General features: G+C 67.9%; 20 protein-coding genes. 18 read left to right on the forward strand and 2 right to left on the reverse strand.

Features of this window, described 5'->3' with window-relative positions; genetic code table 11:
- Positions 1-8 precede the first annotated feature (8 nt).
- The 15 genes from ACTRWB_RS08775 to infA all read left to right on the forward strand — a co-directional run bounded on the left by ACTRWB_RS08775 (position 9) and on the right by infA (position 16,137).
- Positions 9-818 carry an enoyl-CoA hydratase family protein gene (locus ACTRWB_RS08775; RefSeq protein WP_446901612.1) on the forward strand — a complete coding sequence of 270 codons (810 nt, stop codon included), beginning with the start codon at positions 9-11 and terminating at the stop codon, positions 816-818.
- Complete coding sequence (locus ACTRWB_RS08780; protein ID WP_048251079.1) at positions 815-1,984, forward strand: acyl-CoA dehydrogenase family protein; 1,170 nt, start codon at positions 815-817, stop codon at positions 1,982-1,984. Before ACTRWB_RS08775 ends, ACTRWB_RS08780 begins: the two co-directional genes overlap by 4 nt.
- 35 nt (positions 1,985-2,019) lie before the next feature.
- Complete coding sequence (locus tag ACTRWB_RS08785; protein WP_446901613.1) at positions 2,020-3,087, forward strand: acyl-CoA dehydrogenase family protein; 1,068 nt, start codon at positions 2,020-2,022, stop codon at positions 3,085-3,087.
- Positions 3,087-4,238, forward strand: a complete 1,152-nt coding sequence (locus ACTRWB_RS08790; protein WP_446901614.1) for an acetyl-CoA C-acetyltransferase — start codon at positions 3,087-3,089, stop codon at positions 4,236-4,238. The genes ACTRWB_RS08785 and ACTRWB_RS08790 overlap by 1 nt, the downstream gene beginning before the upstream one ends.
- A 33-nt stretch (positions 4,239-4,271) precedes the next feature.
- A complete protein-coding gene (locus ACTRWB_RS08795; RefSeq protein WP_446901615.1) occupies positions 4,272-5,150 on the forward strand; it encodes an SDR family oxidoreductase in 879 nt (292 codons plus the stop codon).
- Positions 5,151-5,153: 3 nt separating this feature from the next.
- Entirely contained in the window at positions 5,154-6,407 is a 1,254-nt protein-coding gene (locus ACTRWB_RS08800; protein WP_446901616.1) for an acyl-CoA dehydrogenase family protein, read from the forward strand.
- Positions 6,404-7,600: an acyl-CoA dehydrogenase family protein gene (locus ACTRWB_RS08805; protein ID WP_446901617.1), complete on the forward strand. Its 1,197-nt coding sequence runs from the start codon at positions 6,404-6,406 to the stop codon at positions 7,598-7,600. Before ACTRWB_RS08800 ends, ACTRWB_RS08805 begins: the two co-directional genes overlap by 4 nt.
- Positions 7,597-8,397 (forward strand): SDR family oxidoreductase, encoded by an 801-nt coding sequence (locus ACTRWB_RS08810; protein ID WP_193100422.1) that lies wholly within the window; start codon positions 7,597-7,599, stop codon positions 8,395-8,397. Before ACTRWB_RS08805 ends, ACTRWB_RS08810 begins: the two co-directional genes overlap by 4 nt.
- Entirely contained in the window at positions 8,397-8,882 is a 486-nt protein-coding gene (locus ACTRWB_RS08815; protein ID WP_412025627.1) for a MaoC family dehydratase, read from the forward strand. The genes ACTRWB_RS08810 and ACTRWB_RS08815 overlap by 1 nt, the downstream gene beginning before the upstream one ends.
- A 23-nt stretch (positions 8,883-8,905) precedes the next feature.
- Positions 8,906-10,111, forward strand: coding sequence for an acetyl-CoA C-acyltransferase (locus tag ACTRWB_RS08820; protein ID WP_446901618.1), 1,206 nt, complete (start codon positions 8,906-8,908; stop codon positions 10,109-10,111).
- Between the two features lie 148 nt (positions 10,112-10,259).
- On the forward strand, positions 10,260-11,219 hold the full coding sequence (locus tag ACTRWB_RS08825; RefSeq protein ID WP_193100425.1) for a WD40/YVTN/BNR-like repeat-containing protein: 960 nt from the start codon (positions 10,260-10,262) through the stop codon (positions 11,217-11,219).
- A gap of 88 nt (positions 11,220-11,307) precedes the next feature.
- Positions 11,308-13,767 carry an efflux RND transporter permease subunit gene (locus tag ACTRWB_RS08830; protein WP_446901619.1) on the forward strand — a complete coding sequence of 820 codons (2,460 nt, stop codon included), beginning with the start codon at positions 11,308-11,310 and terminating at the stop codon, positions 13,765-13,767.
- A 68-nt stretch (positions 13,768-13,835) separates the two neighbouring features.
- Complete coding sequence (locus ACTRWB_RS08835; protein WP_048251090.1) at positions 13,836-14,915, forward strand: Rieske 2Fe-2S domain-containing protein; 1,080 nt, start codon at positions 13,836-13,838, stop codon at positions 14,913-14,915.
- A gap of 283 nt (positions 14,916-15,198) precedes the next feature.
- The gene (locus ACTRWB_RS08840; RefSeq protein ID WP_006483056.1) at positions 15,199-15,402 is read left to right on the forward strand and encodes a cold-shock protein; all 204 of its coding nucleotides are present in this window, start codon (positions 15,199-15,201) and stop codon (positions 15,400-15,402) included.
- A gap of 471 nt (positions 15,403-15,873) precedes the next feature.
- On the forward strand, positions 15,874-16,137 hold the full coding sequence (gene infA / locus ACTRWB_RS08845) for a translation initiation factor IF-1 (RefSeq protein WP_048251091.1): 264 nt from the start codon (positions 15,874-15,876) through the stop codon (positions 16,135-16,137).
- Positions 16,138-16,304: 167 nt separating this feature from the next.
- On the opposite strand, the gene ACTRWB_RS08850 is transcribed toward infA, so the two are convergent.
- The gene (locus ACTRWB_RS08850; RefSeq protein ID WP_446901620.1) at positions 16,305-17,111 is read right to left on the reverse strand and encodes an alpha/beta fold hydrolase; all 807 of its coding nucleotides are present in this window, start codon (positions 17,109-17,111) and stop codon (positions 16,305-16,307) included.
- 416 nt (positions 17,112-17,527) lie between these two features.
- On the opposite strand from ACTRWB_RS08850, the gene ACTRWB_RS08855 reads away from it, so the two are divergent.
- Together ACTRWB_RS08855 and ACTRWB_RS08860 are read left to right on the forward strand one after the other, a co-directional pair.
- Positions 17,528-18,775: an alkaline phosphatase family protein gene (locus ACTRWB_RS08855; RefSeq protein WP_446901621.1), complete on the forward strand. Its 1,248-nt coding sequence runs from the start codon at positions 17,528-17,530 to the stop codon at positions 18,773-18,775.
- Positions 18,772-19,020 carry a hypothetical protein gene (locus tag ACTRWB_RS08860; protein ID WP_446901622.1) on the forward strand — a complete coding sequence of 83 codons (249 nt, stop codon included), beginning with the start codon at positions 18,772-18,774 and terminating at the stop codon, positions 19,018-19,020. Before ACTRWB_RS08855 ends, ACTRWB_RS08860 begins: the two co-directional genes overlap by 4 nt.
- Before the next feature lie 223 nt (positions 19,021-19,243).
- On the opposite strand, the gene ACTRWB_RS08865 is transcribed toward ACTRWB_RS08860, so the two are convergent.
- The gene (locus tag ACTRWB_RS08865; protein ID WP_446901623.1) at positions 19,244-20,602 is read right to left on the reverse strand and encodes an alpha/beta fold hydrolase; all 1,359 of its coding nucleotides are present in this window, start codon (positions 20,600-20,602) and stop codon (positions 19,244-19,246) included.
- Positions 20,603-20,786: 184 nt separating this feature from the next.
- On the opposite strand from ACTRWB_RS08865, the gene ACTRWB_RS08870 reads away from it, so the two are divergent.
- Positions 20,787-21,689: a LysR family transcriptional regulator gene (locus ACTRWB_RS08870; RefSeq protein ID WP_446901624.1), complete on the forward strand. Its 903-nt coding sequence runs from the start codon at positions 20,787-20,789 to the stop codon at positions 21,687-21,689.
- The last annotated feature ends 100 nt before the right edge of the window (positions 21,690-21,789 follow it).

The following is a 21,789-nucleotide window of genomic DNA, read 5'->3' on the forward strand; positions in this document are numbered from 1 at the left end:
GGGAGGCAATGGAGATGACAGCATCCAATCAACCGGCCGGCGCACAGCCGTTCCGGATCGATCGCGCAGACGGCATCGCCGAACTGGTGATCGCCCATCCGCCCGTGAACGCGCTCGACGCGCAGGGCTGGCATGCGCTTTCCCGCGCGCTGGACGCGCTCGGCGAAGACGACGACGTGCGCGTGATCGTCTTGCGCGGCGAAGGCCGCGGCTTCTGCGCGGGCGTCGACATCAAGGAACTGGCCGCGCATCCGGAGCGGATCGTGGCGGTCAACGCGGGCAACTACGAGACGTTTCGCGCGGTGCACCGCAATCCGAAGCCGGTGATCGCGGCCGTGCACGGTTTCGTGCTCGGCGGCGGGATCGGCATCTGCGGCGCGGCGGACATCGTCGTCGCGGCCGATTGCGCGCGCTTCGGCGTGCCCGAGATCGACCGCGGCGCGATGGGCGGCGGCGCGCACCTGCAGCGGCTGTTCGGCGTGCAGAAGGTGCGGGCGATGTATTTCACCGGCGACATGATCGACGCGGCCGAGGCGTACCGGCTCGGCGCGGTCGAGCAGGTCGTCACGCGTGACGCGCTGCGCGACGCGGCGCTCGCGATCGCCCGCAAGATCGCGGAGAAGAGCCCGGCGATGGTGCGGCTCGCGAAGGAGGCGCTGAACGGCGTCGAGGACGGCGATCTCGAGGACAAATACCGCTGGGAGCAAGGCTTCACGCTGCAGGCGTACATGACGAACGACTCGACGGAAGCGCGCGCCGCGTTCGTCGAGAAGCGCGATGCGCGTTTCGACGCCCAGGCCGAGGAGGCACGCGCATGAACCTGACCTATACGCCGCAACAGCAGGCGTTCCGCGCGGAAATCCGCGAATGGCTCGCGGCGCACGTGCCGCGCGAGCGGCTGCCGAGTTTCGACACCGAGGCAGGCTTCGCCGCGCACCGCGAATGGGAGCGCACGCTGCACTCGGGCCGCTGGAGCATGGTCACGTGGCCGCGCGAGCTGGGCGGGCGCGGCTGCGACCTGATCGAGTGGCTGATCTTCGAGGAAGAGTACTGGCGTGCCGATGCACCGATGCGCGTGAACCAGAACGGCATCTTCCTGCTCGGCCCGACGCTGATGGATTTCGGCACCGCCGAGCAGAAGGCGCGCTTCCTGCCCGCGATGGCCGCGGGCGAGCACGTGTGGGCGCAGGGCTGGTCGGAGCCGAACGCGGGCTCGGACATGGCCGCGATCCGCACGACGGCGGCCCGCATCGGCGACGAATACGTGCTGAACGGCCAGAAGATCTGGTCGACCCGCGCGGTGTGGGCCGACTGGCTGTTCGGGCTGTTCCGCAGCGATCCCGAATCGTCGCGTCACCACGGGCTCACGTTCCTGATGGTGCCGCTGTCGGCGCCGGGCATCACGGTGCGGCCGATCCGGCAGTTGAACGGGCAGACGGGCTTCGCGGAGATTTTCTTCGACGACGTGCGCGTGCCGGTCGAGAACCGCCTCGCGGCCGAAGGTGCGGGCTGGCAGGTCGCGATGGCGACGGCCGGCTTCGAACGCGGGCTGATGCTGCGTTCGCCCGCGCGTTTCCAGCGCACCGCGCAAGCGTTGCGCGACCTGTATCTCGCGCACCGCGACAGCGCGGACCGTGACCCGACGCTGCGCGAGCGCGTGGTATCGGCGTGGATGGATGCACAGGCCTATGCGCTGTCGACCTACGCGACCGCGAGCCGCTTGCTGAAGGGCGGCCACATCGGCGCGGAGTCGAGCACCAACAAGGTGTTCTGGTCGGAGCTCGACCTGCGCATGCACCAGACGGCGCTCGACATCCTCGGCGCGCAGGGCGAGGTCGTCCCGCAAACGGCCGCGCAGCACGCGACGCTCGGCCACTGGCTCGACGGTTTCCTGTTCGCGCAGGCCGGCACGATCTACGCGGGCACCAACGAGATCCAGCGCAACATCGTCGCCGAACGGATGCTCGGCATGCCGCGCGCGTAACGGCGCCGGCGACTCCCTCACTGAACGGACATCGTATGGATTTCGTATTCGATGAAGACCAGGAAGCGCTCGCGGACAGCGTGAAGCGCCTGCTGATGACCGAGATGACGCCCGAGCTGATCCGCGAGCTCTGGGCCACGCCGACCGGGCGCTCGGATGCGCTGTGGGCGCTGTTCGCGTCGCAGGGGCTGACCGCCGTGTCGGTGCCCGAGGCGCACGGCGGCCTCGGCCTGACCGAAGCGGAATGGGCGCTGCTCGCACAGACCTACGGATATTTCGGCAGCCCCGAGCCGCTGCTCGACACGGCGCTCGTGTCGGCCGGCGTGCTCGCGCGGCTGCCGGCGAGCGACTGGCGCGACGCGCTGCTGCGCGACATCGCCGAAGGGCGCGCGCGTGTCGCGCTCGTGCATCCGGTGAACCCGTATGCGGCCGACGTGCACGTCGCGCAAGTGCTGCTGTGCGAAGACCGCGGCGAGCTGCATCGCGTCGATCCCGCGCAGTGCGCGTGGCGCGCGGTGGACAGCGTCGACCCGTCGCGGCGGCTGTTCACGCTCGACTGGGAACCGTCGCCGGCCACGCGCATCGCGGGCGCCGCCGAGGCCGCGCCGCTGCTGGATCGCGCGCTCGACCACGGCGCGTTCGCGGTCGCCGCGCAGTTGCTCGGCCTCACGCAGCGCGTGCTCGACGTCGCGATCGACTACAGCGCGCAGCGCAAGCAGTTCGGCAAGGCGATCGGCTCGTACCAGGCGCTCAAGCATCTGCTCGCGGACGTCGCGATCCGCTACGAGTTCGCGCGGCCGGTGGTCGCGCGCGCGGCGCAGGCGATCGCCGACGATCACCCGCAGCGCGCGGTGTTCGTGTCGCACGCGAAGCTCGCGGCGACGTCGGCCGCGCAACTGGCCGCGCGCCACTCGATGCAGGTGCACGGCGCAATTGGCTACACGTGGGAGCTCGACCTGCAGATCTTCATGAAACGCATCTGGGCGCTCGCCGGCAGCTGGGGCGACAGCGCGTTCCACAAGGCCCGCGTGGCCGACGCGATCCTCGGCGACGCGTTGCCGATCGGCCCCGCGCAGACCTTCGACCTCGAGGAACTGAACTGATGAAACAAGCCTATATCGTCGACGCGCTGCGCACGCCGACCGGCCGCCGCAAGGGCGGGCTCGCGCACGTGCATGCGGCGGACCTCGGCGGCTTCGTGCTGAAGACGCTCGTCGAGCGCAACGCGATTCCCGCCGACGAATACGACGACGTGGTGTTCGGCTGCGTCGACACGATCGGTCCGCTCGCGGGCAACATCGCGCGCACCTGCTGGCTCGCGGCCGGATTGCCGCTGCAGGTGCCGGGCGTGACGGTCGACCGCCAGTGCGGCTCGTCGCAGCAGGCCGTGCACTTTGCCGCGCAGGCCGTGATGAGCGGCGTGCAGGACGTCGTCGTCGCGGGTGGCGTGCAGACGATGACGCAGATCCCGATCTCGTCCGCGATGACCTGCGCGGCGCCGCTCGGTTTCACCGATCCGTTCTCGGGCAGCCAAGGCTGGCGCGCGCGCTTCGGCGACGCGCCGGTGTCGCAGTTCGTCGCCGCGCAGCGGATCGCCGATCACTGGAACCTGTCGCGCGACGCGATGGAGCGTTATGCGCTCGAAAGCCACCGCCGCGCGGTCGCGGCGATCGAGGCCGGCCATTTCAAGCGGGAAATCGTGCCGTTCGAAGGTGTGATGCACGACGAGACGCCGCGCCCCGATACGTCGCTGGAAAAGATGGCGACGCTCGAACCGCTGACGCCGGGCGGCTCGTTGACGGCCGCCGTCGCGAGCCAGACCTGCGATGCGGCCGCCGCGCTGCTGATCGTGTCGGAAGACGCGCTGAAGCGCTACGCGCTCACGCCGCGCGCACGCATTCATCACCTGAGCGTGCTCGGTGACGATCCGCTGTGGATGCTGACCGCGCCGATCCCGGCGACGAAGGCCGCGCTCGCGAAGAGCGGGCTCGACTGGTCGCAGATCGACGTCGTCGAGATGAACGAGGCATTCGCGTCGGTTGCGCAGGCCTGGCTGGCCGACACGCGCTTCCCGCACGAGAAGACCAACCCGAACGGCGGCGGCATCGCGCTCGGCCATCCGCTCGGCGCGACCGGCGCACGGCTGATGACGACGCTGCTGCACGAACTGGAGCGTACGGGCGGCCGCTACGGCCTGCAGACGATGTGCGAAGGCGGCGGTCTCGCGAACGTCACGATCATCGAGCGCCTGTGAGCGCGTCACTTTCACGATCCACGAGGCACAAGCATGGGAATCTGTAACGGACGCACCGTCATCATCACCGGCGCGGGCGGCGGGCTCGGGCGCGAATACGCGCTCGCGTTCGCGGCCGAGGGCGCAGCGGTTGTCGTCAACGACATCCGGCACGAAGCCGCGCAGGCCGTGTGCGACGAGATCGCGCAACAAGGCGGCCGCGCGCTCGCGAATGCGGACGACATCACGCGCGTCGACACCGCGCAGCGGATCGTCGACGCGGCGCGCGAAGCATTCGGCGACGTGCACGTGCTCGTCAACAATGCGGGCATCTGCCGCGACAAGATGTTCACGAGCATGACCGAGCAGGACTGGGACGACGTGATGCGCGTGCACTTGCGCGGCCACTTCTGCCTGTCGAGCGTGCTGGCGCGCGTGTGGCGCGATGCCGCGAAGGCCGGCAATCCGGTCGACGCGCGGATCGTCAACACGAGTTCGGGCGCCGGCTTGCAAGGCTCGATCGGCCAGTCGAACTACGGCGCGGCGAAGGCGGGGATCGCCGCGCTCACGCTGATGCAGGCGGTCGAACTGCAGCGCTACGGCGTGCGCGTGAACGCGCTCGCGCCGGCCGCGCGCACGTCGATGACCGAAGGCGTGTTCGCCGACATGATGAAGAAGCCCGAAGACGGCGCGTTCGACTATTTCGATCCGGCCAACGTCGCGCCGCTGGTCGTGTGGCTCGGCAGTGCGCTGTCGGCCGACGTGACGGGCCAGGTGTTCGAGGTCGCGGGCGGGATGATCGCGGTCGCGGAAGGCTGGCGCACGGGCCCGAGCATCGATCGCGGCGCGCGCTGGGCGGCGGCCGAGGTTGGCCCGGCGGTCGCGCAGTTGCTCGCCGATGCGCGCCCCGCGCAGCGCGTGTACGGGAGCTGAGCGATGGATCTGGCGCTCACCGACGAACAGGCGATGATCCGCGACGCGGCGGCCGACGTGCTCGCCGAGCGCAGTGCGTCCGCCGACGTGCGCCGCGCGCTCGAGCAATCGGCCGGCCGCGACGACGCGCTGTGGGCCGCGCTCGCGGGCGAACTCGGCTGGAACGCGCTGGCGCTGGCCGAGGCGGCGGGCGGGCTCGGGCTCGGCGCGGTCGAGCAGACGGTGCTGATGGAACAGCTCGGCCGGCGCGTTGCGTGCGTGCCGTATTTTTCGACCGCGTGTCTCGCGGCGACCGCGCTGACCGGCTGCGACACGCCGCTGGCAACCGGCTGGCTCGCGAAGATCGCCGAAGGCGCGTGCAGCGCGACGCTGGCGTTGCCGCTGGACCTGCGGGCTGGCACCGTGGCCTCTTGGCTGCTGCCGATCGTCGCGGAGGAAACGGCGGGCGGTTATGCGCTGTCCGGCGCGATCAAACAAGTCATCGACGGTGCGCGCGCCGACCTGCTGCTGGTGCCCGCGCGAATCGCGAACGAAGGGCAGTCGCTCGCCGTGTTCGCGATCGACGTCGCGACGGCAACCGGCCTGACCGTCACGCCGCTCGAAACACTCGACGCCACGCGGCCGATCGCGCGCGTGGCGTTCGAAGAGACTCGCGTGAGCCGCGACGCATTGCTGGCCGGCCGCGATGCAGCACAGGTGCTGGAGCGCACCGCGTGGTTCGCGGCGCTCGCGCTGGCTGCCGAACAGCTCGGCGGCGCACAGCAATGCCTCGACCTGACGCTCGACTACACGAGCCAGCGCGTGCAGTTCGGCCGCACGATCGCGTCGTTCCAGGCCGTCAAGCACCGTTGCGCACAGATGATGGTGTCGATCGAATCGGCGCGCTCGGCCGTGCTCGGCGCCGCGCATGCATGGGACGCGGAAGCCGGCGCGACGCCGGGCGCCGCATTGCGCGCCGATATCGCCGCCGCGAAAGCCGCCGCGAACGACGCGTATGCGTTCTGCGCGCAGGAGGCGATCCAGTTGCACGGCGGCGTCGGTTTCACGTGGGAATACGACCCGCATCTCTATTTCAAGCGCGCGCAGGCGTCGGGTGCGCAGTTCGGCACGACGCCGCAACTGCTCGAGTGGATCGCGCGCCACGCGATCGACGGTAGCGTGGCCAAGTGCGACGAAACCGAAACGGCCGCATCGGCCGCATCACCGGTCATCGCCGCAACCCGCCCATCCGCCGCACGCGCAGGAGCCCTTCAATGAACAGCGAAACGCGCGAACAGCAATTGCGGCACGAAGTGGCCGACTGGGTGCAGTCGCACCTGACCGGCGAATTCGCCTGCCTGAAATACCGCGGCGGCCCCGGCGACGAGGAAGCGTGGCCGGAACTCCGCAAGGCGTGGGAACAGGCACTCGCGAAGGGGGGCTGGACAGGCCTCGGCTGGCCGACCGACGCCGGCGGGCGCGGCTTCTCGGTCGCCGAGCAGGTGATCTTCCACGAGGAATACGCGCGTGCGGGCGGCCCCGGGCGGATGGGCCATATCGGCGAAGGGCTGCTCGGGCCGACGCTCGTCGCGTGCGGCACCGACGACCAGCGCGCGCGCTTCCTGCCCGGCATCCTGGCCGGCACGCAGTTCTGGTGCCAGGGCTATTCGGAGCCGGGCGCGGGCTCCGACCTCGCGAACGTGCGCACGCGCGCCGAACAGGACGCAGACGGCACGTGGCGCGTGTACGGCCAGAAGGTGTGGACGTCGCTCGCACACGATTCCGATTGGATCTTCGTGCTCGCGCGCACCGATCCCGAGTCGAAGGGCAACAAGGGGCTGTCGTTCCTGCTGATGCCGCTCGATCAGCCGGGCCTCGAGATCCGGCCGATCAAGCAGCTCAACGGCGGAGCGGAATTCAACGAAGTGTTTTTCGACGGTGCGCGTGCGCAAGCGTGCGACCTGGTCGGCGCGCCGGGCGACGGCTGGCGGATCGCGATGACGCTGCTCGGCTTCGAGCGCGGAATGTCGACGCTCGGCCAGCAGATGCAGTTCGTTCGCGAGCTCGAATGGGTGATCGACGCCGCGCGTGAATCGGGCGCGGACCGCGATCCCGTGCTGCGCCAGCGGATCGGCCGCGCATGGGCCGGGCTGCGCGTGATGCGCTACAACGCGCTGCGAATGCTGTCCGGCGCGGACGACGCCGACGGCGGCGCGCCGCTGCGCCGCGAAGCGCTGATCTACAAGTACTACTGGTCGAACTGGCACCGCGACCTCGGCCAGCTTGCGATGGACGCGCTGGGGCCGCGCGCGAACGTGATCGATCCCACCGACGAAAAGCTCACCCATCTGCAGCGCGTATTCCTGTTCTCCCGTGCGGACACGATCTACGCCGGCACCAACGAAATCCAGCTCAACATCATGGCCGAGCGCGGGCTCGGCATGCCAAGAGAACCGCGAGGACAAGCATGACCGAACCCCAGATCCAGAAGGCCCCCGCCTACGTGCCGGGCCACCAGTTGCTCGCCGGCAAATCGGTGCTGATCACGGCTGCGGCCGGCGCCGGCATCGGCTTCGCGGCCGCGCGCCGTTGCGCGGAAGAGGGCTGCCGCGCGCTGTTCATCTCCGACATCCACGAAAAGCGCCTCGAACAGGCGGTGCAGACGCTGCGCGCCGAAACGGGGCTGCAACAGATCCATGGCCGCCTGTGCAACGTCGCGGTCGAGGCCGACGTGCAGGCGCTCGTCGCCGACGCGCAGGACAAGCTCGACGGCGTCGACGTGCTGATCAACAACGCCGGGCTCGGCGGGTCGACCCGCATCGTCGATATGGACGATGCCGAATGGTCGCGCGTGATCGACATTAGCCTTACCGGGACGTTCCGGATGATGCGCGCGATGCTGCCGCACATGCAGGCCCGCGGCCGCGGCGCGATCGTCAACAACGCATCGGTGCTCGGCTGGCGCGCGCAGGCGGAACAGGCGCACTACGCGGCGGCGAAAGCGGGCGTGATGGCGCTCACGCGCTGCGCGGCGCTCGAAGCGTCGCCGTACGGCGTGCGCATCAACGCGGTCGCGCCGAGCATCGCGATGCACGATTTTCTGAAGAAGTCGGCCCCGGCCGACTTGCTGAATCAACTGGCGTCGCGCGAAGCCTTCGGGCGCGCCGCCGAAGTCTGGGAGGTCGCGAACGTGATGGTGTTTCTTGCAAGCGATTACGCGTCGTACATGACGGGCGAAGTGCTGTCAGTCAGCAGCCAGCACGCATGATGGACACGACCCTCGACCCCGTGCGCGCGACGCCCCGCGTGTTCGCGCATCCCGGCGAACTCGCGGCGGCCGTCGGCGAGACGCTCGGCGCGAGCGCGTGGCTCGCGATCGACCAGATCCGCATCGACGGCTTTGCCGATGCGACGGGCGATCACCAGTGGGTGCACGTCGATCCGGTGCGCGCGAAGGACGGCCCGTTCGGCGCGTGCATCGCGCACGGTTACCTGACGCTGTCGCTCGTCAACTATTTCCTGCCGCAGATCGTGCGCATCGACGGTGCGCGGCTCGGCGTCAACTACGGCTGCGACAGGATCCGTTTCCCCGCGCCGGTGAAGGTCGGCGCGCGTGTGCGCGGCGTCGGCGAGCTGCTGCGTGTCGAGCCGCTCGAAGGCGGTGTGCAGGCGTGGATTCGCGTGACCGTCGAGATCGAAGGCGAAGGCAAGCCCGGCTGCGTCGCCGACACGATCAGCCGTTACTACTTCTAGATCCAGATTCAGAGAGCCAGCACATGGAAGACGCAGTCATCGTTTCCGTCGCACGCACGCCGATCGGCAAGGCGTTTCGCGGCATGTTCAACGACACCGAGGCGCCCGCGCTGGGCGGCCACGTCGTGCGCACGGCGCTCGAACGCGCGGGTGTCGCGCCGGCCGACGTCGACGACGTGCTGATCGGCTGCGCCGCACAGCAAGGCACGCAGGGCTACAACATCGGCCGCCTGTCGGCCGCGGCGGCCGGGCTGCCGGCGTCGGTGCCCGGCATGGCGATCGACCGCATGTGCTCGTCGGGCCTGATGTCGATCGCGAGCGCCGCGCGCAGCATCGGCGCGGGCGATGCGCGGATCGTCGTCGCGGGCGGCGTCGAGTCGATCTCGCTCACGCAGAACAAACACAAGAACGCGTATCGCGCGCGTTCGCAGGCCGTGCTCGACCACCAGCCGGCCGCGTACATCGCGATGATGGAAACGGCCGAGATCGTGTCGCGCCGCTACGGGATCTCGCGCGCCGCGCAGGACGCTTACGCGCTGCAGAGCCATCAGCGCACGGCCGAAGCACAGGCCGCCGGCCGCTTCGACGCGGAAATCGCACCGCTCGACGTGCGCCGCGCGCTGTTCGACAAGGAAGGCAACCCGGCCGGTCACGAAGACCTGCGCGCGGCGCGCGACGAAGGCGTGCGCGCCGACACGACGGCCGAGCGGCTCGCGGGGCTGAAGCCGTCGTGGAGCGGCGGCAAGGTCGTCGAGCAGGGCGAGTTCGTGACGGCCGGCAATGCGTCGCAGCTGTCGGATGGCGCGGCGGCCGTGGTCGTGATGTCGCGCAGCGAGGCGACGCGCCGCGGGCTGACGCCGCTCGGCGCGTTCCGCGGCCTCGCGGTGGCCGGCTGCGAGCCGGACGAGATGGGCATCGGCCCGGTGTTCGCGATCCCGAAGCTGCTGGAGCGTTTCGGGATGACCGCGGCCGACGTCGGGCTGTGGGAGCTGAACGAGGCGTTCGCGTGCCAGGCGCTGTATTGCCGCGACACGCTCGGCATCCCCGACGACCGGCTGAACGTGGACGGCGGCGCGATCGCGCTTGGCCATCCGTTCGGGATGTCGGGCGCACGGATGACGATGCACGCAATGCTCGAAGGCGCGCGGCGTGGCGTGCGGCACGCGGTCGTGACGATGTGCATCGGCGGCGGGATGGGTGCCGCCGCGCTGTTCGAAGTCGGCGCGTAGCAGGTGCCGGATCGGCCGCCGGAGACGGCGGCCAGCCATTCAGGACCATTCGAGGCCGCGGCAAAGACCGACGGCCCGGAGATTTGCAGGCGATTGCCGTTGGCGCTTCGGCGCGAACCGCCGTCGAACGCAGACACAGGAGACAAGCATGAAACGAACTTTGCCCGGACTCGCGATGTCGGCGCTCGTGCTCGGCGCCGCGCTGTTCGCGTTTTCGCCGCGCCCGCTGCCGGCGTTCCCGGTCACCGCGATCCATGCGGACCGGCTGCAGATCAACGGGCTCGCCAGGGCCGGCGCGCGCATCGTCGCGGTCGGCGAACGCGGCGTGATCCTGCTGAGCGACGACGCGGGCGCCCACTGGCGGCCGGCGTCGGTCACGCCTGACCAGGCGTCGACGCTCACGCAGGTGCGCTTCATCACGCCGACGCTCGGGATCGCGGTCGGCCACGACGGCCGGATTATCCGCAGCGACGACGCGGGCGTGCACTGGCGCGAGGTGCACATGGACCACGACCATTCCGATCCGCTGTTGTCCGTGTGGGGCACCGCCAACGGCCCGCTGTTCGCGGCCGGCAGCTTCGGCCAGCTGCTGCGTTCGGACGATGCGGGCGTCAACTGGCAGACGGTCAAGACACCCGCCGGCGACCGTCACCTGAACGCGATCGTCGGCGACGGCCACGGCAACCTGCTGGTCGCGGGCGAGAGCGGCACGCTGCTGCGCTCGACCGACAACGGCGTCACCTGGGACAAGCTGCCTTCGCCGTATGCCGGCTCGCTGTTCGGCGCGCTGATGCTCGCGAACGGCGACTGGGTCGCGTACGGGATGCGCGGCAACGTGGTGCGCAGCACCGATCGCGGCGCGACCTGGACGCACGTCGACAGCCACGTGCCGGTGTCGTACTTCGGCGCGACCCAGCTGACCGACGGCGAACTCGTGCTGGTCGGCCAGGGCGGCGCGATCGTCGCGTCGCGCGACGGCGGGTTGACCTTCGACGTGCGCAAGCTCGGCGGCGTGCAGAGCCTCGCGGCCGTGCTCGACATGGGCCACGGCGCACTGCTGCTCGGCGGCGAGGCCGGCGTCGCGCCGCTCGCCGCGGCGCCGTCCTGATGCGCGGCCACGGCGGCCGCAGTGGCCGCCGGTTGCCGTCCGCTTTGGTTCGTTTCGCATCGCCAGTCCGTACCGACACGAGAATTCCATGAACGACCTGTCACGCCCCCCTGAAGCCGTTCCCGCGTCGCGCCTCGCCACCTTCGTCGAGCGCTGCGCCAACACGATCATTCGCCGGCGCCGGCTGCTGATGCTGCTCTGCGTGGCGGTGACGCTCGCGCTCGGGCTGTCCGCGACGCGCCTGAAGCTCGATCCGGGCTTCAACAAGATGATCCCGATGCAGCACCCGTACATGCAGGTGTTCGAGCGTTATGCGGGCGCGTTCCCCGGCGCCAACACGATCCTCGTGAGCCTGCGCTGGAAGGGCGACGGCGACATCTACAACCAGACGTTCATGGATGCGCTGCGCCATGCGACCGACGATGTGTTCTTCATCCCCGGCGTGAACCGTTCGCGTGTGTTCTCGCTGTTCACGCCGAACGTCCATTACACCGAGGTGACCGAGGCCGGCTTTCGCGGCGACGTGGTCGTGCCGGGCCAGTTCTCGAGTGCGAACCCGGACGATCTCGCGAAGGTGCGCCGCAACGTCGCGCGTTCGGGGCAGATCGGCCGCCTCGTCGGCAACGACCTGAAGTCGGCGCTGATCCGTGCCGAGCTGCGCGAGACCGACCCGGCCACCGGCAAGCGGCTCGACTACAGCGCGGTCGCGCGCCAGCTCGAGGAGATTCGCGCGAAATACGCGAAGCAGGGCATCGACGTGAACATCATCGGCTTCGCGAAGCTGGTCGGCGACGTCGAGAGCGGCATCGCGGGCGTGATGGCGTTCTTCGCGCTCGCGTTCCTCGTGACGGCCGCGCTGCTGTTCGGCTATACACGCTCGCTGAAGACCACCGTGCTGGCGCTCGTCGTCGCGCTGCTGCCGGTCGTCTGGCTGCTCGGCGCGCTGCCGCTGCTCGGGCTCGGCATCGACCCGATGTCGATCCTCGTGCCGTTCCTGATCTTCTCGATCGGCGTGTCGCACGCGGTGCAGATGACCAACGCATGGAAGCAGGCGCTGGTGCGCGGCGAGTCGTCGGTCGACGCCGCCCGCGACGCGTTCCGCAAGCTGTTCGTGCCGGGCACCGTCGCGCTGCTGACCAACGCGCTCGGCTTCATGGTGATCATGCGGATCAAAATCGACATCGTGCGCGAGCTCGGCATCACCGCGTGCCTCGGCGTGTTGCTGATGATCGTCACGAACAAGGTGTTCCTGCCGATCCTGCTGTCGTACACGCGCCTCGAACGCGGCACACTGGCCCGCGCGCAGCGCACGGCGGCGGCCGGCGGCAGCCGGATGTGGTCGCGCTTCGCGGTGTTCGCCCGGCCGGCACCCGCGCTCGGCGTGTTCGCGGTGGCGCTCGCGCTGCTCGCGTACGGCACGCTCGAATCGCGCAAGCTGGAGATCGGCGACATCGGCACCGGCGCGCCGGAATTGCGCGCGAACTCGCGCTACAACATCGACAACGCGGCGATCACGCACCAGTACAACATCGGCGTGGACGTGCTGTCGGTGATCGTCGAGACGACCGGCTTCGACGACGCGTGCCTGCATTACCCGGTGATGAGCGCGATCGAGAAGTTCGAGATGAACATGCGCGGCGTGGCCGGCGTGCAGTCGGTGACGAGCGTGTCGTCGCAGGGCAAGGTGTTCATCGCCGCGTTCAACGAAGGCAACCCGCGCTGGGCCGCGCTGCCGCGCTCCAGCGACGGGCTCACGCAGGGCTCCAACGCGTTCGACCCCGACAACGGGATGAACACCGCGAACTGCAAGGCGATCCAGGTCCTGATCTACACGAAGAACCACGAGGGCACGACCATCGCGCACATCGTCGACGAGATCAAGCGCTTCGCGGCCGAGAACCCGACGCCGAACGTCGCGTTCCGGCTCGCGGGCGGCAACGTCGGCGTGATGGCCGCGACCAACGAGGCCGTCGGCGACGCGGAGATCGCGATGCTGCTGTCGATCTTCGGTGCGATCGCGCTGCTCTGCGCGGTCACGTTCCGCTCGTGGCGCGCGGTGCTGTGCATCGTCGTGCCGCTCACGCTCGTGTCGATCCTGTGCAACGCGGTGATGGCGCGGCTCGGCATCGGGCTGAAGGTCGCGACGCTGCCGGTGATCACGCTCGGCGTCGGGGTCGGCGTCGACTACGGGATCTACCTGTACGAGCGCCTGCAGCACGACATCCGCCATGGCGCGTCGCTGCCGGACGCGTTTGCCGATGCGATGCGCCAGCGCGGCACGGCGGCGCTGTTCACGGCCGTCACGATGTTCATCGGCGTCGGCACGTGGGCGTTCTCCGCGCTGAAGTTCCAGGTCGACATGGGCGTGCTGCTCGCGTTCATGTTCCTCGTGAACCTGTTCGGCGCGGTGTTCCTGCTGCCCGCGCTCGCCGCGTGGCTCGGCGTCGAGCGGGCCGAGCGCCGCGCGACACAGTCGTCGCCGTCGCCGGTGGCCGCGTCGCCACGGCAGCAGGCGACCGCGTTCGAGCACGGCAATCCGATGCGCTGAGCGGCGCACCCCCATTACCCCGCGCGCGGCGGGCCGCCGCGCGTTCCCCACGAGAGGAGTCAACCCACATGTCCGCACGCCCTTACAAGATCGAAGCCCAGCCGCTCGCGCAGCGCTATGCGCGCGGCTGGCACTGCCTCGGGCTCGCCCGCGACTACAAGGACGGCAAGCCGCACACGCTGAACGTGTTCGGCCGCAAGCTCGCCGCGTTCGCCGATTCGACCGGCAAGGTCAATGTCGTCGACGCCTACTGCCCGCACATGGGCGCCGACCTGAGCCTCGGCACGGTCCAGGGCGACAACCTCGTGTGCCCGTTCCACGGCTGGGCCTGGAGCGGCGAAGGGCAGTGCGCGTCGATCCCGTACTGCAAGCGGATTCCGCCGAAGGCGCGCATCGGCGCATGGCCGACCTGCGAGGAAAACAACCTGCTGTTCGTCTGGAACGACCCGGAAGGCAATGCGCCGCCGGCGGACGTCGCGATTCCGCGTCTCGACGTGTGCTTCTCCGACGAATGGTCGGACTGGGTGGTCGACAAGATGGTGATCCAGGCCAACTGCCGCGAGCTGGTCGACAACATCTCGGACGTCGCGCACTTCGCGACCGTGCACCGCGCGCCGATCGACTATTTCGCGAACCTGTTCGAGGATCACAAGGCGACGCAGCTGATGGTCGGCCGCAGCGAGAAGCTCGGCGGCGACAGCCTGACCGCGCTGTCGACGTATTTCGGGCCGGCCGTGCACATCACGCAGATGACGGGGCAGAGCAACGGGCAGCCGATCCACTCGGTGCTGCTGAACTGCCACGTGCCGATCGACATGAACAGCTTCGAACTGCGTTACGGCGTGATCGTGAAGAAGGTGGTCGGGCTCAGCGACGAGCAGAACCTGGAGATCGCGAACGCGTACGTGAAGGAAGCGCAGCGCGCGTTCTACGAGGACGTCGACATCTGGCACAGCAAGACGCGGATCGACAACCCGCTGCTGTGCGAAGGCGACGGTCCGCTGTACCAGATGCGCGACTGGTATTCGCAGTTCTATCTGGACGCGGCTGACGTCCGGCCGACGAGCGTCGCGCGTAAGGCATTTGAAATGCGGATTCGCGACGGCGCCGAGCCGCCGGCGTTGCATCACGTGTTCGAGCCGCAGTAAAAACGGGCGCGCCGGCCGAAAAATGAGGGGCGCATCGAAATGCGCTCCGTCGGCCGGCAACACCCGCCGCATAAGGCGCACGCGGCATTCGCGCGCCCGCGCTGCATAGAAAGAACTTGACGAAACGGCGGTTGCCGCGTAGTGTCCGTGACCGAAGTCTTCAAGAAGTTCGATAGCTCATCATTGGCCGCACTCCGTGCGGCGGTCGTTGGCCTTTCCCTCTTTGATTCTTTCTGTGCCTGTCGTGGGCGCATGTTCAATTATTCGTATTAAGGAAGTATTTGTGGATACCGGTACCGTCAAGTGGTTCAACGAAACCAAGGGCTTTGGTTTCATCTCCCCGGACAACGGCGGCGACGATCTGTTCGCCCATTTCTCGGAAATTCGCGGCACGGGCTTCAAGACCCTGGCCGAAGGCCAGAAGGTCAGCTTCGAAGTGAAGCGCGGCCCGAAGGGTCTGCAAGCGTCGAACATCACGCCGCAGTAAGCCGCAACGGCATCGGCCGCCAATTGGCGGCTGCTGCCGGATGGACTTTCGCGCGGGGTGCCGGTATTCCGGCGGCCAGCGCGATTCCGATGCGCACGACCGATGCATCGCGTCATTCACGATGCATCGGTCGTGACGCCTCCCTCATCGCATGCCTGAACGGCGTGCGACGCAACGCCCTCGCGAAGCGCCCGCCGCTTCGCCAGCGCATCACCGCTTCAACGCATCAACCCGAGCAGACCGCCGCCATGCCGTAGTAGCCGGCGCGGTCCCGACTTGCGCGGCGCTCATTGCGCCGCCGCCACTGACCGCCCGAACGCCGCAACGCGCCGGGCTCCGATCGCAAGACAGGCCGGTGGCCCGTCTGAACGAACCGATACCCGGCAGCCTGCCAGCCGTCGTCCCGTTGCGGGAACGGCGCCCGGCAGATCGCCGCGGCCGCGGTCAATCACCTTGTCTGGAGGAATTGGTTTGGCAAAAGAAGAACTGCTGGAACTCGACGGGATCGTCGACGAAGTGCTGCCGGACAGCAAATACCGTGTCACGCTGGAAAACGGCGTCGTGGTGGGCGCGTACGCGTCGGGCCGCATGCGCAAGAACCACATCCGCATTCTCGCGGGCGACCGCGTGACGCTGGAACTGTCGATGTACGACCTGACCAAGGGCCGTATCAACTTCCGGCACAAGGACGCGAATTCGCCGCGTCCGCCGCGAACCGGGCAACCGCGCCGTTAAGCGGCAACGATCGGGCGCGTGACACCGCACCGATCGACTCTCGTCCGGCCACGCGGCCGGACGAACCGGATGGACGGCACGCGTCGTGCCGTTCCTCGGTCGCCGGCGGCGTCGTCACGCCGCGGCGGCCAGCACCATCTTCTCCGGTCGCGTTGCGCGTTCCACGCTCAAGCGGCCGCGTCCCGCAGGAAATCCTCGACGATCATCGCGAAGTACGGCGGACATTCCTGCATCGGGTAATGCCCGCAATTCGGAATCGTCACGAGCCGCGCGTTCGGGTGCCAGGCCAGGAACGTCGCCTGCATCGCCGCTTCGTCGAGCCCCGTATCCTTGTCGCCGACGATCACCAGAAAGCGTGTGTCCAGCCCGCGGATGTCGTCGACGAAATCCGTTCCCGTCAGCATGTCGAGATAGGCGAGCCGGCAACCCGGCGCCACGCGCTCGCGGTTCTGCCGCAGTTTCACGTCGGCCCAGCGTGCCGACAGCCCACCCGTCACGAATCGCACGAGCCGGCGAAACGCGTCGTCGTTTTCGGCCGTGCTCGCGAAGAACGCGCGCGCGTCGTCGTTCAGGCGATTACCGGCCGCGGACACCGGGCACACGGCGATCGCGCTCTTGATGCGCGACGGCGCGTTGGCGGCGATCCGCTGCGTCGCCATGCCGGTCATCGAATGGCCGATGATGTGAAAGCGCTGCCAGCCGAGCCGGTCCGCGAGCGCGAGGCAATCGGCCGCGATCTCGTCGACGGTGCAGGCGCCGTTCAGGTGGATGGAGGTTCCGTAGCCGCGCAGGTCGACGAAGACGTACGTGAAGGCGGTTTCGTCGAGATACGGCAATAGCGCCGCGTAGTTGGTCCGGTCGCCGAGCCAGTCGTGCATGACCATCACGCATTCGGGGCCCGTGCCGTGTTGCAGGTAGCCGAGGCCGTCGTGGTCGGCGTTCGGGCGGGAGGCGAGGGTGTCGACAGGGTTCATTTCAAGGAGTTTCCTTTTGGTGGGTGAACCAAAACGAAACGCCCTCCCGGCGGACCGGGAGGGCGTCTTGAAAGTGCATCGATCGTATCGGGCCGACTTGCGAAAGTCAACGTACGGCGCGCCATCCCGCCCGACTCGTCGATGCGCTGCGCATTGATCCGATCCGGCGTTTGTCGTCCGACAGTCGCGACGCGATCGTCGGCCCGATGTTCGTTACGCCGAACATCGCGCCGGCCGATGGTTGAACGCACGCGCGGCAGCGCGGTTCGCGTACGGCTTTACGTGCGGGCTGGCGCGGTCGTACACTCGTCGGCAATTCGCGGCTCGCGGGCATTGCTTTCAATTGCCTTCAATCGTTTTCAGCGCGCCGCCGATCGTGCCCGCCGGACATTCGTCGCGCGACGCCAGGAGGCGCCATGAGTGCAGACGCAGCCCCCGCAGCCCCGCCGGTTCAGCAGCGCATCCAGCACGTGTTCGTGCTGATGCTCGAGAACCGCTCGTTCGATCACCTGTTCGCGCTGTCGGGCTACCCCGACATCGTCGCCGCGTCGCCGGGCAACAGCAACGCGTACGGCGGCGCGGTCTATCCATTCGGCGGCGGTGCGCCGGACCGAATGCCGACCGATCCTTGCCACGAATTCACCGACGTGCTCGAGCAGCTCTGCGGCCCGGGTGTGCCGTTCGTGAAAGGACAGCCTTATCCACCCGTCGCCAACTCGGGGTTCGTGTCGAACTACGCGACGTCGCATTCCGAAGGCACGCCGCCGCAGCCGGCCGACGCGGGCAAGATCATGCAGGGCGCGGACGTGCAGACGAACGCGCCGTCGCTGTACGCGCTCGCAAACGCGTTCGTGCTGTGCGACGCGTGGCATGCGTCGATGCCGGGGCCGACCTGGCCGAACCGGTTCTTCCTGCACGGCGCTTCGTCGGCCGGGCTCGACCATTCGCCGACCAAGGAAGAAATGGGCGGGTGGGACACGGTCGACGGCTTCTCCTATCCGAAGGGTTCGATCTTCGGCGCGCTCGGCGACGGCAACTGGCGCATCTACCAGGACCAGACCGGCGATCCGCTCGGTCATGTTCCGCAGGTCGCGTCGCTGAAGGGCGTGAGCTTCTTCGACGTCGACGACCTCGCGCATTTCGAAGCCGATCTCGCGGCCGGCTACACGGCGCGCTACACGTTCATCGAGCCCGGCTACGGCGACATCGTGCACGGCACCTACGAGAACGGCAGCTCGCAACACCCGATGGACGGGCTGGCCGGCGGCGACCAGCTCGCCGCGCGCGTGTACAACGCGATCCGCAATTCGCCGGTGTGGAACAGCAGCCTGCTCGTGATCGTCTACGACGAGCACGGCGGCTTCTACGATTCGGTCAAGCCGGGCGCCGCGCCGCCGCCGAACGATGGCGCGGCCGCGACGCTGAACGCGAGCGGTTTCGGCTTCGACGTGTACGGCGTGCGCGTGCCGGCGATCGTGATTTCGCCATGGGTCGCGGCCGGGCAGGTCGACCACACGCCGTACGATCACGCGTCGGTGGCCGCGACGCTCGGCCGGCTGTTCGGCCTTGCGCCGCTGACCGACCGCGACCGCCTTGCCAACGACCTGCTGGCGCTCGTGACGGCAACGTGCCGGACCGACTGCCCGCAAAGGATCGGAACATGAGTACGACCCCGGCTGCGGACCCGCGCGATGCGCTGCCCGTGCGCGACGGCACGAGCCTGATCGCGTTTCTGCACATCCTGAAGAAAGCGCATGCGGCGCTGGTCGGTCAGGACAAGGCCCATCAGCGCTTCAGCGAGATCGTCACGCGCGGGCAGGCGCGGCAATACATCGAGGAACTGATGCCGTCGCTGCAGCAGGCGCGTGCGGCGCATCGGAAGCGTCGGCACGGCGGGAAGCATCGCTGACGGGTGATGCGGCGAGCGGATGTCGGTAGCGCGATCTGCCGAAGGAATTCGGGCGACGGCATACGGCGGATATGCCCGGTTGGGGCGCGTGATGGAAACGAAGCCGTGGGCCTCAGCTGTGGCATCCCGATTTCGTCACGAAATCGAGATGCCAGGCTCGCCGACTGGCCGAGTATTCTTCGCTCACGCACGGGCGTCGATTAGCTGAACTGAATAATGTGGACTACGTATTGAACGGCAGACCAGGTGTAGCTGGTTGCAAAGGACCCGGAACCACCAGCGAACTGCAGTTGCTCACCACGGGCTCGCCCGCCAGCACCTTCTTGATGAAGGGCAACGAGTCGACGAGCGAACCGTTCACCGCGCCGTTGTGCGTCAGGCCCGGATAATAGTGCCACTCGATGTCGGCCCCAAGGCTGCATGCGGTAGAGATAAAGTTGTACGCGGCTGGCGTCCCCGTTACCGAGTCGGCGAGCCCGGTTCCCGTGAACAACGGGACCTTCACCGAGAAGCCCGCGATAGGCGTCGGTAAGCGGCCCAGCACCGGTCCAACCAGGCTGACGGGCGGCCTTGCCTTCAGGTAATTGGCTTCCGTAATACCTTCCGAAATCTCCATCGTTTCGAGCGCGTCGACGCAATTCTTTGTCGCGGCGGCGAAAAGCGGCTTGGCGCTATCGGACAGATACGGCGTGATGTCGAAGGCCGGATTCTCCGCGGGCGCGGTGCCGAGCCAAATGAACATGTCGAACAGCGCATCACCCGAGACCGGCAGAAGCGCATTGCTGACAACGGGCGCCGGAATCTGCGGTGCCGGATTGGCGCCCGAAAACCCGAAGGCGACACCCGTTGCGACACCGCCCACGATGTGCACGTCAGGGGCATAGGTCGGCGCATATTGCAACGTGGCGATCGTCGCGCCCGAGCCTTGCGACTGGCCGACCAATACGACCTTGTTTGCGAGCACGCCCGGAAACATCACCAGCGCCGCACGCAGATTGTCGAGCGTGCTGTACGCTTCGGCCCGCGTCAACACGTAAGGGTGAGGGCCAGGCGTGCCGAGACCCTGATAGTCGGTTGCGACAACCGCGTAGCCTTGCGCGAGCAACGTACCGAGGTAAGCCTTGTCGCGATCCGACCGCTGCGTGTATGACTGGGCGCACACGTCGGCCACGCCGACGGTGCCGTGCGTCCACGCGATGACGGGCCAACCGTTTGCCGGCGGGGTTCCCTTCGGAAAATAGACAGCACCGGAAACGGCAACGGGCGTCTTTCCGTCGACGCCGTCAGTCGACGTGTAGAGCATGCGAACGTTCTGCGACGGGTCCGAGTTGTCGAGCGCAAGATTGGCATCCAGCGGTTGCTGACGCAGCAGTTGGCCCGGCGTACCGGGCACTCGACTGCTCCACACGTAGAACGATGGGACGCCGCCGTCGCCAACGGCTGCGTTGGACACGGGAACAGGGCCGCTTGGCGGCTGGGGGGCGCTGTCCGTGCTTCCGCCGCAGCCCGCCGCCAGAAGCATCACCGCGCTACCGAGCAAAACCAGCCAGATCGCGTCTCCAAACCATCTGATTTTTTTCATATATATCCACTTGCGTGGTCCATGAAATTATCTGGATTTCGGTCTCTGACGGAGAATGGCTACACTGAAGTGCCGTTTTCGTCCGGACCTGCCTTCCGTGAAGGAGGCCGAAGCATAGTGGTGCGGAAAATAAACTCGCAAAAGACGCTTTTTTGGTACATGCGATAACCTGGGATTGTCGTCAATGAAATACCCGCAGGTACTGGCATTCGTTCGCGCTGCAACGTTGGGCAGCATTCGTGCGGCAGCGCGTTCCATGGACATATCGCAGGCTGCGGTAACGAAGACGATCAAGACGCTCGAAGAGGATCTCGGTGTCGCGCTGTTCTCGCGGGGTGTACGCGGCGCTACGCTGACTGCCGCCGGGGCATCGCTGTTACCGCGGGCGATGCTTATCGTCAGCCAGATGGAACTCCTGCCCGGCGACATTCGTTCTGATGAGCGCGCCCGCGTCTCGATGGGCGTTTTGCCTGTTGCAACGGCTTTGTTGCTTCCGCATGCGTTGCCCGCTTTTGTGGCGTCCCGGCCGCACGCGCCGCTGCGCATCGCCGACGGCTTTCTGTCCAGTGTCCTACCCGGCCTGCGAGACGGATCGCTCGACTTCGGCATATGTGCGATCGAATCCGATCAACTCACGAACTTCTTCAGGTTCGAGCCATGGTTTCGATCACGCGCGGTGGTGGTCGCCCGACGAGACCACCCGTTGGCCGGGCGGCCATGCGGTATCGGCGATCTGGTGCGCTATGGATGGATTTACGCCGGATCGCGCGCGAGCGTGCTTGACTTGTTCTTCAATCATCCACGCTCCGGTGCGGCCGACGAGCCGTTGATCATCGAGGCACAGAACGTCACCGCAGGCATCGTCGCCGTGAAAAGCACGGACGCAATCTCGATAGCGCCCGGTGAGTTGGCCGCTCAGATCGTCGCCAATCCTGACATCGTGCTGCTTCAGGTGACCGATCCGCTGCCGGCGACGATTGTCGGCTTGCTGACGCGGGCGGACGGTGGTTTGTCGGCAAACGCACTGATGCTGGTCGAGTTACTGAGGGCAGCGATGCAACGCATCCCGGGGCTCGAGCATTGCTGATGCGTTGTTGCGTGAATCGAGCCGGCAGACGCACTCATCGAATGTAAGACAGGCCCCAGGGCAACCGGCGCGCAGCCGACATGCCCGGCATGGCGATCCG

Source organism: Burkholderia sp. YIM B11467 (assembly GCF_052952715.1).

Coding starts and splice junctions, on each gene's coding strand:
- ACTRWB_RS08830 (WP_446901619.1), top strand. CDS start 11,308: ATGAACGACCTGTCACGCCCCCCTGAAGCCGTTCCCGCGTCGCGCCTC.
- ACTRWB_RS08785 (WP_446901613.1), top strand. CDS start 2,020: ATGGATTTCGTATTCGATGAAGACCAGGAAGCGCTCGCGGACAGCGTG.
- ACTRWB_RS08855 (WP_446901621.1), top strand. CDS start 17,528: ATGAGTGCAGACGCAGCCCCCGCAGCCCCGCCGGTTCAGCAGCGCATC.
- ACTRWB_RS08815 (WP_412025627.1), top strand. CDS start 8,397: ATGGACACGACCCTCGACCCCGTGCGCGCGACGCCCCGCGTGTTCGCG.
- ACTRWB_RS08860 (WP_446901622.1), top strand. CDS start 18,772: ATGAGTACGACCCCGGCTGCGGACCCGCGCGATGCGCTGCCCGTGCGC.
- ACTRWB_RS08800 (WP_446901616.1), top strand. CDS start 5,154: ATGGATCTGGCGCTCACCGACGAACAGGCGATGATCCGCGACGCGGCG.
- ACTRWB_RS08775 (WP_446901612.1), top strand. CDS start 9: ATGGAGATGACAGCATCCAATCAACCGGCCGGCGCACAGCCGTTCCGG.
- ACTRWB_RS08850 (WP_446901620.1), bottom strand. CDS start 17,111: ATGAACCCTGTCGACACCCTCGCCTCCCGCCCGAACGCCGACCACGAC.
- ACTRWB_RS08835 (WP_048251090.1), top strand. CDS start 13,836: ATGTCCGCACGCCCTTACAAGATCGAAGCCCAGCCGCTCGCGCAGCGC.
- ACTRWB_RS08820 (WP_446901618.1), top strand. CDS start 8,906: ATGGAAGACGCAGTCATCGTTTCCGTCGCACGCACGCCGATCGGCAAG.
- ACTRWB_RS08870 (WP_446901624.1), top strand. CDS start 20,787: ATGAAATACCCGCAGGTACTGGCATTCGTTCGCGCTGCAACGTTGGGC.
- ACTRWB_RS08825 (WP_193100425.1), top strand. CDS start 10,260: ATGAAACGAACTTTGCCCGGACTCGCGATGTCGGCGCTCGTGCTCGGC.
- ACTRWB_RS08865 (WP_446901623.1), bottom strand. CDS start 20,602: ATGAAAAAAATCAGATGGTTTGGAGACGCGATCTGGCTGGTTTTGCTC.
- ACTRWB_RS08795 (WP_446901615.1), top strand. CDS start 4,272: ATGGGAATCTGTAACGGACGCACCGTCATCATCACCGGCGCGGGCGGC.
- ACTRWB_RS08805 (WP_446901617.1), top strand. CDS start 6,404: ATGAACAGCGAAACGCGCGAACAGCAATTGCGGCACGAAGTGGCCGAC.
- ACTRWB_RS08790 (WP_446901614.1), top strand. CDS start 3,087: ATGAAACAAGCCTATATCGTCGACGCGCTGCGCACGCCGACCGGCCGC.
- ACTRWB_RS08810 (WP_193100422.1), top strand. CDS start 7,597: ATGACCGAACCCCAGATCCAGAAGGCCCCCGCCTACGTGCCGGGCCAC.
- ACTRWB_RS08780 (WP_048251079.1), top strand. CDS start 815: ATGAACCTGACCTATACGCCGCAACAGCAGGCGTTCCGCGCGGAAATC.